Annotated in this window: 19 protein-coding genes; 10 read left to right on the top strand and 9 right to left on the bottom strand. The window is 36.3% G+C overall.

Annotation, left to right across the window (positions count from 1 at the left end; translation table 11 throughout):
- The first annotated feature begins 88 nt into the window (after positions 1-88).
- A complete protein-coding gene (locus I6F45_RS03230; protein WP_197159616.1) occupies positions 89-1,447 on the top strand; it encodes a serine hydrolase domain-containing protein in 1,359 nt (452 codons plus the stop codon).
- A 161-nt stretch (positions 1,448-1,608) separates the two neighbouring features.
- Here I6F45_RS03230 and I6F45_RS03225 read toward each other — a convergent pair whose 3' ends face one another.
- Positions 1,609-2,430 (bottom strand): AraC family transcriptional regulator, encoded by an 822-nt coding sequence (locus I6F45_RS03225; RefSeq protein WP_197159615.1) that lies wholly within the window; start codon positions 2,428-2,430, stop codon positions 1,609-1,611.
- Positions 2,431-2,556: 126 nt separating this feature from the next.
- Here I6F45_RS03225 and I6F45_RS03220 point away from each other — a divergent pair, with 126 nt between their 5' ends.
- Positions 2,557-3,027, top strand: coding sequence for a YHS domain-containing (seleno)protein (locus I6F45_RS03220; RefSeq protein ID WP_165740886.1), 471 nt, complete (start codon positions 2,557-2,559; stop codon positions 3,025-3,027).
- 111 nt (positions 3,028-3,138) lie between these two features.
- On the opposite strand, the gene I6F45_RS03215 is transcribed toward I6F45_RS03220, so the two are convergent.
- On the bottom strand, positions 3,139-3,480 hold the full coding sequence (locus tag I6F45_RS03215; RefSeq protein ID WP_007581433.1) for a YajD family HNH nuclease: 342 nt from the start codon (positions 3,478-3,480) through the stop codon (positions 3,139-3,141).
- Positions 3,481-3,624: 144 nt separating this feature from the next.
- Between I6F45_RS03215 and I6F45_RS03210 the strand changes: the two genes are divergently transcribed.
- Positions 3,625-4,101, top strand: a complete 477-nt coding sequence (locus tag I6F45_RS03210) for a YqhA family protein (RefSeq protein WP_007581432.1) — start codon at positions 3,625-3,627, stop codon at positions 4,099-4,101.
- A 95-nt stretch (positions 4,102-4,196) separates the two neighbouring features.
- Here the strand turns inward: I6F45_RS03210 and I6F45_RS03205 are convergent, their stop codons facing one another.
- From I6F45_RS03205 to I6F45_RS03195, 3 genes are all read right to left on the bottom strand, one after another.
- Positions 4,197-5,132, bottom strand: a complete 936-nt coding sequence (locus I6F45_RS03205) for a hypothetical protein (RefSeq protein ID WP_165741775.1) — start codon at positions 5,130-5,132, stop codon at positions 4,197-4,199.
- Positions 5,133-5,217: 85 nt separating this feature from the next.
- Entirely contained in the window at positions 5,218-5,832 is a 615-nt protein-coding gene (locus I6F45_RS03200) for an acyl carrier protein phosphodiesterase (protein WP_197159614.1), read from the bottom strand.
- A gap of 169 nt (positions 5,833-6,001) precedes the next feature.
- Positions 6,002-6,496 carry a hypothetical protein gene (locus I6F45_RS03195; protein WP_197159613.1) on the bottom strand — a complete coding sequence of 165 codons (495 nt, stop codon included), beginning with the start codon at positions 6,494-6,496 and terminating at the stop codon, positions 6,002-6,004.
- Positions 6,497-6,965: 469 nt separating this feature from the next.
- On the opposite strand from I6F45_RS03195, the gene I6F45_RS21310 reads away from it, so the two are divergent.
- The 6 genes from I6F45_RS21310 (at position 6,966) to I6F45_RS03170 (ending at position 12,104) form a co-directional block, all read left to right on the top strand.
- The gene (locus I6F45_RS21310; RefSeq protein WP_231609596.1) at positions 6,966-7,121 is read left to right on the top strand and encodes a hypothetical protein; all 156 of its coding nucleotides are present in this window, start codon (positions 6,966-6,968) and stop codon (positions 7,119-7,121) included.
- Positions 7,099-7,341 (top strand): hypothetical protein, encoded by a 243-nt coding sequence (locus I6F45_RS21305; RefSeq protein WP_231609595.1) that lies wholly within the window; start codon positions 7,099-7,101, stop codon positions 7,339-7,341. The genes I6F45_RS21310 and I6F45_RS21305 overlap by 23 nt, the downstream gene beginning before the upstream one ends.
- Positions 7,342-7,569: 228 nt before the next feature.
- Positions 7,570-7,815, top strand: a complete 246-nt coding sequence (locus I6F45_RS03185; protein ID WP_002958040.1) for a DUF4235 domain-containing protein — start codon at positions 7,570-7,572, stop codon at positions 7,813-7,815.
- A gap of 389 nt (positions 7,816-8,204) precedes the next feature.
- Entirely contained in the window at positions 8,205-8,513 is a 309-nt protein-coding gene (locus I6F45_RS03180) for a hypothetical protein (RefSeq protein WP_197159612.1), read from the top strand.
- 305 nt (positions 8,514-8,818) lie between these two features.
- Positions 8,819-9,967, top strand: a complete 1,149-nt coding sequence (locus I6F45_RS03175; RefSeq protein ID WP_197159611.1) for a hypothetical protein — start codon at positions 8,819-8,821, stop codon at positions 9,965-9,967.
- 292 nt (positions 9,968-10,259) lie between these two features.
- Complete coding sequence (locus I6F45_RS03170) at positions 10,260-12,104, top strand: tetratricopeptide repeat protein (RefSeq protein ID WP_166377963.1); 1,845 nt, start codon at positions 10,260-10,262, stop codon at positions 12,102-12,104.
- Positions 12,105-12,311: 207 nt separating this feature from the next.
- Here I6F45_RS03170 and I6F45_RS03165 read toward each other — a convergent pair whose 3' ends face one another.
- Positions 12,312-13,286: a transposase gene (locus tag I6F45_RS03165; protein WP_166377961.1), complete on the bottom strand. Its 975-nt coding sequence runs from the start codon at positions 13,284-13,286 to the stop codon at positions 12,312-12,314.
- A gap of 89 nt (positions 13,287-13,375) precedes the next feature.
- On the opposite strand from I6F45_RS03165, the gene I6F45_RS03160 reads away from it, so the two are divergent.
- Positions 13,376-13,522 (top strand): hypothetical protein, encoded by a 147-nt coding sequence (locus I6F45_RS03160; RefSeq protein ID WP_166377958.1) that lies wholly within the window; start codon positions 13,376-13,378, stop codon positions 13,520-13,522.
- A 393-nt stretch (positions 13,523-13,915) separates the two neighbouring features.
- Here I6F45_RS03160 and I6F45_RS03155 read toward each other — a convergent pair whose 3' ends face one another.
- From I6F45_RS03155 to I6F45_RS03145, 3 genes are read right to left on the bottom strand one after another with little or no spacing between them, the layout of a single operon-like run.
- Positions 13,916-14,788 (bottom strand): hypothetical protein, encoded by an 873-nt coding sequence (locus I6F45_RS03155; RefSeq protein ID WP_166377956.1) that lies wholly within the window; start codon positions 14,786-14,788, stop codon positions 13,916-13,918.
- Between the two features lie 3 nt (positions 14,789-14,791).
- Complete coding sequence (locus I6F45_RS03150) at positions 14,792-15,442, bottom strand: hypothetical protein (protein ID WP_166377954.1); 651 nt, start codon at positions 15,440-15,442, stop codon at positions 14,792-14,794.
- Positions 15,443-15,454: 12 nt separating this feature from the next.
- Positions 15,455-16,210, bottom strand: a complete 756-nt coding sequence (locus tag I6F45_RS03145) for a TIGR04255 family protein (protein WP_166377951.1) — start codon at positions 16,208-16,210, stop codon at positions 15,455-15,457.
- Positions 16,211-16,548: the final 338 nt, after the last annotated feature.

Below are 16,548 nucleotides of genomic sequence, written 5' to 3'. Positions count from 1 at the left end.
TTTTAGCTGTGCAATATTAACTCACTATAAAACACAAGGATCGCTAAGCCTATCTAGAGGTTTGGTATAAAAACTAAAAAGGATGAATATGATTAAGCCATTTTACGCTAGCTGTTTGTTAGCCCTCTCGCTATTAACACCCAGCCTTGTAAAAGCCAACCCGACAGCCTCGCAATATCAGGAAATTCTTAACGAGAACCTTGCTGAAAACGAGCCTGGGGTATCGGTAATTATAAGTAAAAATGACAAAGTACTTTTTAAAGGAGCGCGCGGGCTTGCCAACCTTGAACATAACATTGCACTTAATGAGCAAAGCGTTTTGCGTTTAGGTTCTATTTCAAAACAATTTACTGCAGCTGCAATTATGATGCTGCAAGAGCAAGGTAAGCTAGCGGTTACCGATGATATTCATAAGTATGTTGCAAGCTTTCCAACAGAGGGCAACCTCGTCACAATCGAAAACTTATTAACCCACACCTCAGGCATCGCCAACTACACAGATGACGACGATCTCTTTGATAAAGAAATACAAGTACCCACCAGCGTTGACGATACACTAGCGCGATTTGCCAAACACCCAATGGTGTTTAAACCCGGCGAAACAATGGCTTATTCCAACACGGGTTATTCACTGCTTGGTAAAATAATTGAAGTAGCAAGTGGCCAGTCTTACAAAGACTTTATTGAACAACACATATTTAAAAAGCTAAAAATGAACCAGAGTAGTTATGAAGGGCAAGAAATTGTTGCCCATCGCGCCTCTGGGTATGAGCAAACAGAGCAAGGATTTATCAACACCAACTACATTAATATGGATTGGCCATATGCCGCAGGTGCGCTTATATCTACTCCAACTGACTTAAACATTTGGTTTAGTGCGTTATCGTCTGGCAAGCTTATTAGTAAAGCAAGTTATGAGAAGATGGTAAGCCCTTTTAAACTAAATGACGGCAGCTTTTCATCCTATGGTTACGGATTAATTATTAAGCCTTTGAATGAATACACCGTAATTAAACACACTGGCGGAATAAATGGTTTTTTAGCGCATGCACGCTATATTCCAGAACAAAAGCTATATGTTGCAGTACTGGCTAATTCAAACCACATAAACCCTATTTTTATCAACGAAAAACTCACAGCCAGAGTACTAGGTATTGCACTCCCCGAGTTTAAAAAAGCAGAGGTAACAGAGCAGCAATTAGCGCCCGTATTGGGTGATTATCGTATTGATAAAAACACCTTACGCAGCCTAATTTTTGAAAATGACGTTTTGTATTCAAAGCGCACTGGCGGCGATAAAATAAAACTTATTACCATGTCTGACAATAGCTTTTACTATCCTAATTCAAACAATTACTTAGTAATAGAAAAAAACAGCCAAGGCCAATTGGTAATGAAGTATTTTAGTGGATTATCAATAACTCCTACTAAGGCGATTAAAATTTAATTTCGACGTTATCTTAAATAACAATGCCCGAAGTTCACTCAAGTCGTAACCTCGGGCATGACTAATTTTATCGTGTTCCTGAGGTAAATTAGGACCCTATTCATGTGATATTACGAAAAACTTCACTAAATTATAAAAAAGTTTATTAAGCACATAAAAACTTACTGCTGATTTAACAACCACTCTTTTGGCGCTTGCCCTGTTTTTTTTCTAAATACACGGGCAAGTGCAGAGCCATTTTCGTATCCAACCTGATTAGCTACTAAATCCATATTTTGATTTTTTAAAATAAGCTTTTTAGCAACCGATAAACGCCAATCAGCCAAATAGTCAGCCGGTGTTTGCTCAATTACTCGCTTAAAGGTATCGGCAAATTTAGAGCGCGACATACCACATTCCTCAGCCATAGTGCTGAGCGACCAGCTTTGTTCTGGGGTTTGGTGTATTTTTATTAATACCTTAGCCAACTGAGGATGGGCAAGCCCTGCCATCATCCCGCTTTTAATTGTGCCTTCTTCTAGTACTTTACGAAGCACACTAATTAAAAATACATCGCATAAGCGATCTATAATTAAATACTTACCGCTGGCGTCTTTAAATGCCTCTTCAAAAATCCAAAAAGCGCTCTGCGTTAATAATCCATCACCCGTTAATTCGTAATTTAAGCAAAAAGGCAGCGCCTGCAATAAAGGGCTATGCCCTCCACTTTGATAGCTAATTTGTGCACACACTAAATCAGCACCGTCACCCTTATCCGAAAATAAACAGTGCCCTGTAGAGTGAGGAAAAAATATAACCGAAGGCGTAGATAAAACAACTTCAAAGCCACTATTACTACGCACTTTTAACGTACCAGAACGTAATAAATGTAAATGCCCAACACCTTGATCGTCACTAAAGTCACTCGTACCGCACATGTTCCCACTAAAAAACACATTGGCATTAAGCGAAAAGTGACTCAATACACTCGAAAGTACGTCCATAAACGCCTCCTTGGATTATTGGTATGAAAATACAGACTAATAGACGCATATTAACCAAAGTATAACGATAAAGTACACCTAAGCTTTAAACAAACACATTAATTAAATTACTCTTTGGAGATACACATGAAATTTTCGACACTCACTAAATCAGCTTTTTTTGCAGCATCAGTCCTTGCAAGTTCACTAAGCTTTGCAGCAGACATCGACGCAAATGCAGACGTTAACGACATTGCAATTAGTGGTTACGATACCGTTGCTTACTTTACCCAAAACAAAGCGGTAACAGGCAGCTCTGAATATACTGCAACACATAAAAATGCCATTTATAAGTTCAGTTCAGCTAAGCACCGCGACTTATTTAGAGCTAACCCAGAAAAGTACGTACCACAATTTGGTGGCTTTTGTGCGTTTGGTGTATCAATGGAGAAAAAGTTTGACGTAGATCCTGAAGCTTTCAAAATTGTTGAAAACAAACTTTATTTAAATCTTGATAAATCGGTTCAAAAACAATGGCTAAAAGACGTACCAGGCTTGATTACTTCAGCCAATTCAAACTGGTTTGACATAAAAGACAAAACAGCAAAAGAGCTTTAATAAAACCAATTTAAAGTTAATTTTGAGGTTGCTTCGGTTTATAACCGTTCACCCTCAAAATGCCATTTAAATTAATAAAATTTTAGGTTTAAGCTCTTAATTTAACTAATATTACTTTGATTTATTAAGCATCGCTTTTAAATCGGCAAATGGAGAATGCGTCGCAGCCTCAACTTTGCGATCTGTAGTCGACCCGCCATACATAATATGCTCGTGGTATTTATTGTGCTCATTGTCGTGGCAATAAATACACAATAACTCCCAGTTACTTCCGTCTTCAGGATTATTACTGTGGTTATGATCAACATGATGCACCGTTAACTCACGTAAATTTGAGTATTCAAACTCACGAGCACAACGCCCGCATACCCAAGGATATAATCTTAAGGCTTTTATTCTATAACCTTCCTCTTGCTTAACATAAGCCTGAGGTACATCGTTATTCTTACTCATAATATTCCAGTTAAATTTGTTATTTCTATGCTTAACAAGTAAATAGCCAATATGTTAAAGCAAATATAAAAGTAAAAAGTTCGTAAGGGATCTAACTTAAGCTACGTTTCGTATAAGTCAGGTCTAATTATAAAGTTGAGCAACATGGAAAATATATTCCAAACAAGTCGGTTTTTGGTCGTAATCGCCGTTATTACCGCTGCAATATCATCATTACTCGTTTATGTTTCATGCATTAATATTGTAGCTAATATAGTAATAACAACGCTATTTGACCTGCCTGATTCAGCTAAAGCCGGTAAAGCCCTAATAGTTGAACTACTGAAAATTCTTGATTTGCTACTAATCGGAATTACCTTACAAGTTATTGCTATTAGCTTGTACCGACTATTTATAACACCATCTAAGCCTGAGGAAAGTAAATTTCTTGCTGCTTTTAATATTAAAGACTTTCATGATTTAAAAATAACTCTGGTACAAGTAACTTCGGTTGTACTGGTAATACTATTTTTAGAGCACGCAGTTGAGTTCGGCGGCACAATAGAAACACTCTACTTAGGTATTGCCATTGCGATCGTTATTGCAGCATCTACATTTGCATGGCGCTCAATGAAAGACTAACTAAGCACTCATTACTATTAAGTAATTACATGCAGGTGTAATTACTTATCCCTAAAATTCTGCAAAAACTTAAGTGAGAGCCCCAGCACTCAATATTAAAAAAACTTAATTACTGACAAGTCACCAAAAGAAGTATCTATATGCCTACCTGTTTGCTCCCACGCACGTAGTACTACCATGAGTTTTTTGTTACTTGAAGTCCAAGAAATACCACCGCCGTATGCCGCTACTTTTTCACCGCCCGAATCTTTTAACCCCAGCCCAGGGTCTGTATTTCGAATATTTCCCTTACCTACTTTGTATTCAGCAAATACGTGAACATTATGCGGCAACGAAAATGATAAAAGCGAGCCAATACTCGCCCCGTACGAATTAGAAATTAACTTAGTGACCTGTGGTGCAGACGAATTTAAAAAATCAGCCTGAAACACAATATTATCTTTATTCTCAAGAGATACATGCTTGAAAGACCACGCGCCAACAACACTTAACGACAAGTCAAATTTGCTGCTTAGCTTTGGTCTATTAAGAAAAAAATGCTCAAACAAAGACTCTTTATTATTAAAGGTATAAAAGTTGTGTTGGCCAGATAGCTCAAACTTGGTTGAACGTGTATTTTGCGAGAAAATTTGATCCGTTTGATTGCCGCTTAAATTGCTAGCCGTGCTTTGCAGCCCTTCAAGCGTTTGATAGTTAAAAGTGATTTTAGAATTTTTAAATTTTCTATACGAAAGCAGTATATCTTGTGTTTTTGTTTCAACATCATCTTCAAAAATATCGGCAGAGTAGCCAATTTCAATGTCGTTAATATCAAAAAACACACCCACACGTTGATTGTTTATGGGCTCTAACGAAAACAGTGTTTTTTGATTATTTCCAGCAAGGTCATCGTATATTAACGCATGGCTAGTATTTGGGTTTGAAATAGTGGTTCGTACCGACTTTAAGTCAAAATCGAAAGCCAATACAGCACCAGATTGAAATGCCGCTAAAACAGCAAAGCTCACAATAACCAAGTAATTGCGATTCATTAAAAACACTCAAAAATTAATTTGTATTAGAGTAGCGTTTTTTTTACCTTAAATTATCACAAAAGGTTAACAATTGATGAAAACTTTAAATAATGCGCTTTATGCCATTTTTTGGGGTGCTTTCAAGGTCAAACTCACTTACATGCTTAATTAGCTCTGGGAAGAATGCTAAAAACACGGCTTCTAATTCATCGTAATTCCGTGCTATGTCATCAGCCGCGCCCGCAAAAGTGTTGGTAAAGCGAATACGCTTGGCAATATTGTCAAGTGCTAGCCCTATTCCATCTATGGTTTCGTATTCTTTAAACCAATCGTTTTTAGTCATGCTTGTTACAACATGCTGCATTCGCGGTGGCATAACGGGTAGGCGGTTATTTAAAAGCTGATAACTGGTGTACTTAAAATCACTTAAAGGTTGCTTGCTAAATCGTTGCCAATGCACAATTAAAAAATGATCAAATACCACATCAATAGCCACGCCAGCAAAGCGTTTACGCTCGGGTGAAAAGTACTGCTTAGCGTGTTTAACTGCGCAGTGAGAGTCGGTAAATTTATCGACTAAGTAATGGTTATCGAGCCCATTTATAACCGTATTTGGCAATTGCTCTACGTGCCTTTTACCACCAAAGTCACCCAACAAGTTCCCAAAGTGAGAATCGGCTGTAGGTTGTGCTAGATAAAGGTGAGCTAAATAATTCAACGTATTCTCGGCTGCAATGGTTAATATAATTCAAATAGTAACTTAATTATGAGCGATACTTAAAGTTAGGTTTTATGGGTTCGCAAAGCTAAAAATAGCACAAAAAAGGTGAAACTAAGTTTCACCTTTTTTATTAACTAATAAATAGTTTTTAATTAACTAGCCGGTGCTACGCCTTAGAAATGTTGCTTGCGCCTGCGTTGTTAAGTATTTCTTCAATAGCGTTTTTATTATCACTATCGTACTTAACACCAATTAATATAGAGCCTTTTTCAATGGCATCTTCATAATACTTAATTTCGTGCTCAGGGATAAACGCACCAATTGCAGCACCTAAAGTACCACCTACTGCAGCGCCTGCGCCACCAGCAGCAAATGCAGCGACTAATGGACCGGCAACTAATAAGCCCGTACCACCTGTTGCTACAGTCCCTACGGCAGTGAAACCGCCAATAATTGCAGCAAGAATACCACCTGAAGCTGCGCCAATAAGGCCGCCTTCAGAAGCTTTAGTACCTTCGTCTACAGCAAAATCTTCCTTTGCGTATGAGTCGTTGGCTACAATGCTTATATCAGCTTCATTAATACCTAAAGCTTCTAATCTATAAATTGCGAGTGTTGCTTGTGATGCACTTTCGAATAACCCAGTAATAACGGTACTCATAATAACTCCTTTATTTATTTAAGAAAATACACTTACTACCAAGCAAAACTCAAACCAATTATATTATCATTTAAAATCAGCAACATAAAATAAAAACCAGTACTAACACTCTTATTATTAGAGTAAAAATTGCTAAATTTTGTAAAAAACTCCTACCTACAAAAAACAAAATGCCTTGCGAAATAAAGGGAGATTTTTATCACCCTCTTGTTAATTGTTATTACCGTGTTTACCAATAAAATTAGAAACACCAACAGAGCATTATTTTTCATGCGATTTGAAGGTTAAAACAAAGACGCTTGCCCTCTTCAATTCCCCTACCCTGTTACAATTGTGTTTTATTAATTCAGTAAAGAGTCAGTCTAATTTTGTTATCACTGTTGCTCATTTTTCGGTGCGCATGAATCGTAGAATACTGTGCTAAATTTCCTTTTTATACTGCCCTGCTATTAGCAGATATAGGCCACTCATGGATTACGAAAACTACTTTTTAAGTCAATCACAGCAAGCGACACTACAACAAGCGATGGTCAATACCAAGCTTTTAAACAGCACTTCAATAAACACTGACAACATGCCAACACCTGAACAGCAGTCTTATAGTGTTATTGCTGTCGCGCTTTAATTTACAAAAAATAAAATGGTCATCATTTTTAAAAACAGCAATAAACACAGCTAGCAACGCCTGCCAATGGTTATCCATCGAGCTTGCAAGATGCCAACAAGAATACAAAGCCCAACCTAATGACGCTGTAATAATTGATCAAAATGCTCTTTTGAATGGTATTTTTAGCGAAGAACTCGCCTATATCGGTGCCTTACTAGGAACTGAAGCACAAGCTTAATAAACCTCCTAAGCGTGAGTAAAATAACCTTTCAGTTAAACGCTCTTACTTTTGTCGTAATCTCACTCAAAGCTCTACGCTTAAATTTGTAAAACTTTGAGTGAGTTTTTTATATAACTGTGCTTATTACCCAGACGTATATCGGTACGTAAATTGCTGTTATTAATATTCTTACTTAAAGAGTTGCACATAAATAACGCTGCCGTTATTTATAAAAAGGAGAACATTATGAGTAATAAACAACTAATTACGACGATAGGTATAGGACTCGCCGCTGCATCTGCAGGTATGTTAACAAGGAAAACTTTACAAAAATCGTGGGAAAAGGTTACCAACGAACCAGCACCAAAAGATAGACCAAGCGAAGAAACAGATCTTAAAGAGGCAGTTACATGGGCAGTAGTCTCAGGTATTGGTGCGGGTGTTGCAAGAATGGCCGTACGTTATGTGCTAGACAAGCGCCGCTCCAAATAAACAGTCCCTATTAATACCTCTTATAAGTATTAAACGTAATACGGAGAGACTCAAAAGGCGGCTTGCGACAGCTACTCCCTTAGTTGTCGCAAGCAACTTAAAAAACCTCAAACAAGGTTATTTAACCATAGAGTTAAAACACATTAATATTAATATCCAAAATAGGGCTCTGTAATAAAATTTGAAATGTCGAATGGCACGGCTGCGCCGCTTATCCGACCTACGTAGGTTGGAAAAGCCAAAGGCGCCTTGCGACATACACTCCAGATTTTAAGCAGATACACTCTATTAAACATTAACTCCCTTTCAAAGTTGTTGCCTGCACACAAGCTTGCGTATAATGCCTGCATTCCGGCTGCATTTTTTAGCCGCTAACTTGGATTTTAATAATGAAAAAACTCTCTGCAGTGCAAATAAAGCAGCAAGCACTTGTACTCAATACTGCTGAAAAATTAGAAGAACAAGGCCGCGCTGAGCTCCCAGGCATGCTGCAATGCTGGTTTGATGTGGAATATCACTTATTTCCAAGTACACTACTGCTGTGTTTTCAGTTTGAAAACGAGCAAGCATTAACAGCCGCAGAGCCAGATTTATTAAAGTGGCAAAAGCGTTTAAGCGGCGCAATGCTCAAAAAAGGCGTTATTTTAAAAGATATGCGTAAACATTTAAAATTTACGCTCAAAGGGCCTGACGATTAATTAGGAAGGTTTAAAACTATATTTTGGCTTACGCTCGTGTCACCGCAAGCGCATAAAACCATAATGAAAAGCCGTTGCATTGCTGCAACGGCTTTTTACTTTTTATTAAAACTTAAAGTAGAACCCATAAAGATCACTTTAGACTCAGGGATTTTTATTAGCCGATAATGCTAATTGGCCGTTAAACAAAACGAATGTACTGCAAAAGCAAATATCAGTCGATTCAACGTTAATTGGTTGCCCTAAGTTAACAATCGTAGGATAGTAAATTACATATAAAACAATAACCTTATATTAGGAATATTATGATCAAAGTATTATTAGCGACTAGCTTAATTGCCTCTTCATTCGCTGCTTTAAGTAATCCTTTAACTGTTGAAGAACAACGTATCAACAAAGCCCAATCAGCAATGCCAAATGTTTTAAATGCATTTACCACACAAGTATCAAACTTTGAGCAACAATTTAAAGAATTAAACGACTTTAAAAGTGCAAAAACATTAGTACAAAGCTTTAGCTTTGAACTGTGGGAAAACGCCAAGCAACGCATAGTAAAAACCAATAACTACGACGACCGTGAGCTCTACTGGGCACGCCTGCTTTCAAGCAAAGTAATACGCACAACATCGCCTAAATTTTCAATTACGCAGGCTCAACTAAATACTTTACTAACCATACTTGAGGAAGGCAGCAGAGGACGTACCGATCTTGCTTTTTCATCAGGCAGCACTAAAAAAATATTACTTACAGGCTTTGACCCATTTTTACTCGATAAAAACATAAACCAAAGTAACCCCTCAGGTGTTGCGGCGTTATTACTCGACGGCCAAATTATTAATTACAACGGCATCAGCGCAGAAATTAATACCGTTATGGTGCCGGTGCGCTACGAAGACTTTGATCAAGGCATAATAGAATCACTACTTGCCCCCTACTACGCACTTAATAATGTAGACATGGTAGTAACCGTAAGTATGGGCAGAACAGAATTTGATTTAGAGCACTTCCCGGGTAAGCGTCGCAGTGTAACTGCCCCCGATAATGCCAACATTGTGTATGGTGGAACGCAAACAAACCCAGTAATACCAAAACTTAATGGCCGACTACTCCCGGGCAACGAGTTTGTAAAATTTAGCTTGCCTGTAACTTACATGCAACAAGCTAAAGGCCCTTATAAGGTTATCGACAATCATGAAGTCACCACGCTTGAAAAAACCTATAAAGCGGGTTCGTACGGCGAGCTTAAAAATAGTATTGCGGTAAATGGCGGCGGCGGTGGTTACTTGTCTAACGAAATATCGTACCGAAGCATTCGCCTGCGCGATGCGCTTAATTCAAGTATACCTACAGGGCATATTCATACCCCACGTATACAACAATTCGAACCTGAAACAGAAGCTAAAATAGTAAAACAAATAAAGGCAATGCTAGAGCAAAGCTTAGAAGCGCTATAGTTTATAACAACTAGTTTAAGCGCATGATAAAGGGCAATAATATTGCCCTTTTTTAAATGGGGTTACTAGAGGCAAGTTTTGCCTTTTTTCTTAATCACAAAAGGCAAAAAGAAAGTTCTGACCCTGCTGATTTTTTAGACCATTGATGTATGAAGTCAAAATTTGACCCCTTTGGTTTTTTAGGTGATTTTTTTTAGATGGTATGTATTGTTAAACTCAGTTAAATTAATAGGGTTACAATAAGTTATCGATTTGTATTGGCCAAGCTGGCTTATTTTTTTAGGGATGATGGATGCGTTTAATCTTACTTTTTTTATTTTTATCGACTTTGCTGAACGTAAATATTGTCGCAGCTACGCAAGTCGCACCTCCTGTAAATATAGCTCCTTCGTTACCTAATACGCAAAATAACCATGATTTGGTATACCAGCAATTATTTAATATGCACAGCCAACTTGCTAGTTTGGATGAAAAAATACAACAACAAAAAACACTCGGTAATGATGTTAAAACCCTAGAAGCGGCGCAGCAAGCGCTAACAATTCAACTATCTAGATTCCAATCTCAACTCGATGCTCAAAAGAATCTACAAGCTAATAAATTTACTGGTTTTGATGGACGAATTGGTGATTTAAAAGACTCAATAAATTGGTGGTTTTCTATATTAACGATTTTTCTCGCATTGGGCGGTTTACTTATTTATAAGCTAAGTAGAAAAGAAGCAGAAAATGTAGCGCATCAACAGATGGAAGGCTTTATTAGCAGTAATGCGGATAAAATTTTAGCCAATACGCAAGTTTTTTTGGAAAAGCAATTAAGTGAGGCTAATACATCTGTTGAAGACTTGAAGAAATATATAGATGAAGCTCATGAGATTATCGAAGAGAAGAAAAAAGAAGTTGAAGCAGCGGCTGATGATGTACAAAAGTCTATCGCAGAGAAACAAGAGCCAAACCCTGAGTCATTAAGAATATTAGAAAATAGCACTAATAAAATAAGTAAAGAGCATACAACTGCGCGTGAATATTTAAACCTAGCAAATGTTAGCTATGGGAAAAAGAACTATAAAGAAGCTCTAAAATATCTAAATTTAGCTATTAATGTTTTGAGTAGTGAGAAGCACACGCATCTTCATGCGGAATTGTTATGTAGAGCATTGTTTAACCAGGGAATTATTTATGGTCAGCAAGAAAAACCTGATGATGAACTCAACAGTTACTCAGCTTTGATTGAGCAATTTAAAGATTCGTCGAATGAAGAGATTCAAATTGAGGTGGCTATGGCTATGTTGAACCAAGGTATTACCTATGGTCAGCAAGGCAGGCTTGAAGAAAAGTTCAATAGCTACACTCGTTTGATTGAGCAATTTAAAGACTCGTCGAATGAAGAAATTCAAATACGGGTTGCTAAAGCAATGTTTAACCAAGGTATTACCTATGGTCAACAAAGTAAACCTGAAGATGAACTCAATAGCTACACTCACTTAATTGAGCAATTTAAACACTCGTCGAATGAAGAAATTCAAGTATTGGTTGCTAAAGCAATGCTCAACCAAGGTGTTACTTATGGTCAGCAAGAAAAGTTTGAAGATGCCCTCAATAGCTACACTCGTTTGATTGAGCAGTTTAAAGACTCGTTGAATGAAGAGATTCAAATACGGGTTGCTAAAGCGATGTGTAACCAGAGTGCTACATATGGCTTGAAAAAAGACTTTTTCACAGCTCTAAAATCGAATTCAATGTTGCTTGAAACATTTCACAGCTCAGAAAATGGTGAGATTAAAAAACTAATAGCTGATTCAAAAGCAAATATAGCTGAACTGGCTTTACTTTATGAAGCGCCAGAACAAGTTCTTAACCGTGTTGCGGAGGCCGAAAAACACTCAGAGAATCCACAGAACTTAGCTGTAATGCAATTTATTCGCTTTTTACTAGAAGATAAAACGATTGAAGAGGTGTTTGCTGCGTTAACAGTAATCCCGACGGAAATGAAATTAACGTGTGGTTTTAGAGAGATTAAACATTACCTAGCTAATTTTGAAGGTGAAAAGCTGTATCAGATTGAGGCTGTTGTGAGCTTTTTTGAGCAACATAAAGATATTGAAAAGTTAAGAATTGAGTTAGGGTTAAAAAGTTAGTTTTTGATTTTCATATCTTAATTTGTCGCCATAAATGACGACCTACACGTAGGACGTGCTTTAGGAGGTAATACAGAGAGTCAGGTCTTGTTTCTTGCCAAGACCAAACAGCAATCTCACGTTTAATACCCTTCCCCGTCATCACGCCCTGAAAATAAGCAATTGATGAGTAATGTCTCGCATGGATGCGCGATAATCAACAGGGGGTCAAATCTTGACTTCATACATCAAGCTATCTCGAAGTTTTTCGAACTGTAAGTTGATCTTATCATCTTCAATTATTAACTTATTTAGCCTACATACCGTTTGGGATATGGCTGAATAATGTTGAACATTAAAAACAACGGCTAATGCTTTTAAATTTTGCCCAGTTAAATCTTGGCATAACTTTATGGCAAACATACGTGGTAAATTTTTCTCTTTACGCCCTTTCTTAACCGTTACAATACTATGTGTATCTATACAAAAATATTTAGCTAAGTACGCAATAACATCATCAGTTAAACGCCTCTGAACAACAACGCTTTTTTCGTTGTCTGATTTCGCAATATACTCCTTAATATTCTGAATAAACTCATCGCCGCCCAACACCGAAAATAACTTTTTAGCACCATAAAACGTATTTATTTCTTTATTATTTTCATATTCAACAAACTGTTTGTAAGCAGCATATTTACGCTTTTTTCCTTGAAGCGAAAATATAAAGTCTCGAACTAACCATTTAGGTGTCGCACCACTTTTAATAAAAGCTGAATAACTAGACCATTTATAGTCAATGAGTTCATCTACTAGCGGTGTACTTGTTTCTATAGGGTTACGATGTATATAACGGCTAACATGTAGTAAGTAATTATCAGCATCCACCAGCACCGCCTTGTAACGACCTCTAAACAATGCACCATCTGTATTATGTGTTCTATTAAAATATTGCGTATAGAGGCCATTAATATGCTTCATGGCTCTGCCTAAATTTGCATCAGGGGTTTTTATTAGTAGATGGTAATGATTGGTCATTAAACAATACGAATGCACTTCAATATTAAAGCGAAGGCTTGCTTGTTCAATGCTGTATAAAAAGTGCTTAAAATCGTCATCACTCAAAAAGGTATTTTCACGCCCTCTGCCGCGATTCATCACATGATAAAACGCATTTTCATACTCTATTCGCAGCGGTCTAGACATAATAATAAACTCAATGAGCAATAAACTATAAACCTAGACCATTGATGTATGAAGTCAAGATTTGACCCCATTGGTTCGCGGTCAATCACATGATAAACGCATTCTTAAACTTTATTCGCCGTGGTCTAGACGTAGTAATTGACTCAATGAGCAATAAAAGACCATTGATGTATGAAGTTAAGATTTGGGTGACTAGTACATATTCTCATCAATCGACGTTATTACTAGGTGCATAGTCATATTTAAATTGAGCTTAAATAATAAGAACTCTTGGTTTTTGAATAAAAAGATCGGAAAACACAGCTGCTTGCTTGACCGGAACTTTCTAATGGGTAACCCCTTTGGTTTAACCAGTATCATTTATGGTTAGATGAAGCAAAACGTCATCAAGTAATTAAAATGGCGAAATTACAGAATCTAAGTCGTTAGTCAGGAAAATCTCGAGATTAGCCAGTGGTCAGTGAAATAAATTTAAATTCTGAAAAAAAAGAAGAAATACGGGCGGTATAAAATTTAAATTGATGCGAGAACTAACTTGGAAAACTCCGAGAGTTTGGATGTTAGCATTGAGAAATTAACAACCTCAAATAGATTTTTCATGGAAGTGGTCATCAAAAAATCTAGCTCAATCACTTTATATCTAACTCAGCTGGTAAAGGTGCATCCTCTAAATTTTTATAGCTCAGATGTTCTAATTGCCAACGTTGAAAGTCTCGCTCCATTGATTTAGTGAATTGATCTTCTTTTATAGAATCAATAAAAGCTATATTAATATTAGGGATAGTACTTATAATACCTTTTAGCTTCTGTATTAAAGCGGCTTCATGATTATCACTAAAGTCTCTGTGCTCTTTACCCGTAAGGGTTGAAGAAACAACAAAATAAGCTTTTAAAGAATATTCATCCGTATTTTTAATTTCATCAAATGGATGAATATTAAAATAAAGGCCAGAACAACTTTTAATAAAATTTTTATTTTTCCATAATTTATCTAAATTTCTTTTTTGCCTCCCCATACGAGTATTCCATTCGTCAGGAAAAGTTGGTTGATTATAACGTTCAGCCACCCAGTTTAATAATTGCGGAAGACCTTTCTCTGGCCATAAAAAATCTTTTGATGGTGTTGCTTTAAGTAGATCCTCTCTTTCAAATTGACAAAAGCCTATAGCATCAGCATGCATGTATTTTTCTTCGCCATTATTAATGGTTGGGAAGTGTATTTGTCTAGGGTTTTTGCCAAATTTGAAATTCCCGTTAACTTCGGGACATGGCCAACATATAAGTACCTGTACCCAAGGCTCCTTAATGAAACACTCCTCAATAAGCGAACAATCATAAAGTAGAGGGATTAAATAAGCTTTATCTTTTTCGTTTATTATATTTTTTAATTTTAGCGGTAATTTATTCAATAAATCCAAGTGATCTTTTAGATCTACAAAAGCTCCTCTTTTCCATCCAGACTTAATCCAATTACTTCTTAGATTCTCCACTTTAATTACCATTGACTAAACCTGTACGTACTGAGAGCGCTTATAGGCATTGCGTTTGTAAGCTCCATCAAATTCAGAATAAAGTCGTTCATAACTTTCTACTAATAGCTCAACAGAGAGCTCTTCACTCGTTATTATTTTTGCTACCTCTGAGTCTGAGTATCGACCAAAGGTAAATAAAGGCAAATATTGAGCATGTTTTTTATTAATTTCATCATAGAATTTATTGAATATATCTATACGAGCAACTACTTTATCCTGAATTTTTGTTTCTGGATTTTTTGCCCAATTGTAGATTGTTTTCCTTTCTACTTTTAAAACAGCCGCCCATTGTGCAGTCTTGAAACCAAAATTATTCTGTAAAAGCTCACTTTTTGTCGTTAATAAGTCTTCTTTATTATTTTCTTTTTTTATTGCTACGGAGTTTTCAATCAAATAAGTAGGCTTTTTTTGAATTACTGAAGTAGTTAGCACTTGTGTATTATTGTGACGAGCATCCGCATGTAAAGTGCCTAATGTCGATACTGCAATAACAGCTAAAGTAGTAGTATATCTACATATTTTCCTTGCTACAGTGTCCGAAGTAGGTACGTAAGAATAAGTAGAATTACTAGTGATAGCTGTTCTACTATTCAAATTTATTGCTTGACTATAATTACTTTGCATACAAAATCCTTTTTATTGCTCACTTATAACAATATCACAGTAGATACTTTTTGCTCTGTCGCGTAATTCATTTAAAGTTTCAATTATATTGTTATAATCGTATGGTATTAACTCATGATTGACTGAGTAACAGTCAATATCTAAATGCGCCCACGCTCCATTTAATATAGGGTTTTCACTTCCTAAATCATTATTTAGTTCGGCTATATCTGGTGGTAGCTTTGTATTATTTACGGTAACACCACTGTTAATATTTATTCCTAACTTTCCGTCCGCATAGCGTGATGCTAAATTTGATCCAGCCATGTTAAAGCCACATAAATTTGGTTGTAAGAATTCATTACGTTTAAAGTTTTTTGAAAAACTATCTTCATCAAATTTATTTATATAACGAAGGCCAACAAACTCCATATGCTTAATTAACATTGTTTCTTTTATTTTGCATAATATAAACGAAAATCTTTCTTCAAAATCTTCGAATGATATATAGGCATTTGTATGAAGAATCACATGGTCTTGAGTCATATTAACACCCCACTTCTTATCTGCGGATTTCAATGTAACTATAGGAACATTATTTTTAATAGTTTTTTGTTCATTAGTCTCTCGGTTAAACTGAAATTCAACACTCTCAATTTGCTTAGTCACAGAAATCGGATATATATCATTTAATTCTTCAATTAAGTTGTCTGAGTTCTTATTAAATGTACTTTCTGTAATGCGACTAAATTGTACTTTTGTAAGAGCATATGCCAAATTAGAACTCATAATTTAAACCTCAAATTAAAAAACACAATGTGTGTAATTTAATTTTACACACTCTGTGTTTTTTTTCCATGATTTTATTCATTAGCAGGTAAGCATTGAATATAAATAACAAAATAGATCCTTTAAAACTAAATGCTAACCTCCTATATAACGCAGTTTCCCTCATCTCTACTTAGAAATACAGAATGTCAGGTCTTGCATCTTGCCAAGTCCAAGCACTAATCTCACGTTTAACACCCTCCCCCGTCATCACGTCCTGAAAATAAGCAATTGATGAGTAATGCATTTCATGGCAGGATTTTGTTCCCGACAAATCCTAAGTACCTACATCCATGTAG

Origin of the sequence: Pseudoalteromonas sp. SWYJZ19 (assembly GCF_015864375.1) — a bacterium.
GTDB classification, from domain to species: domain Bacteria; phylum Pseudomonadota; class Gammaproteobacteria; order Enterobacterales; family Alteromonadaceae; genus Pseudoalteromonas; species Pseudoalteromonas arctica.
The sequence above is the reverse complement of the archived record's forward strand: the minus strand, read 5'-3'. Positions and strand labels throughout refer to the sequence as shown.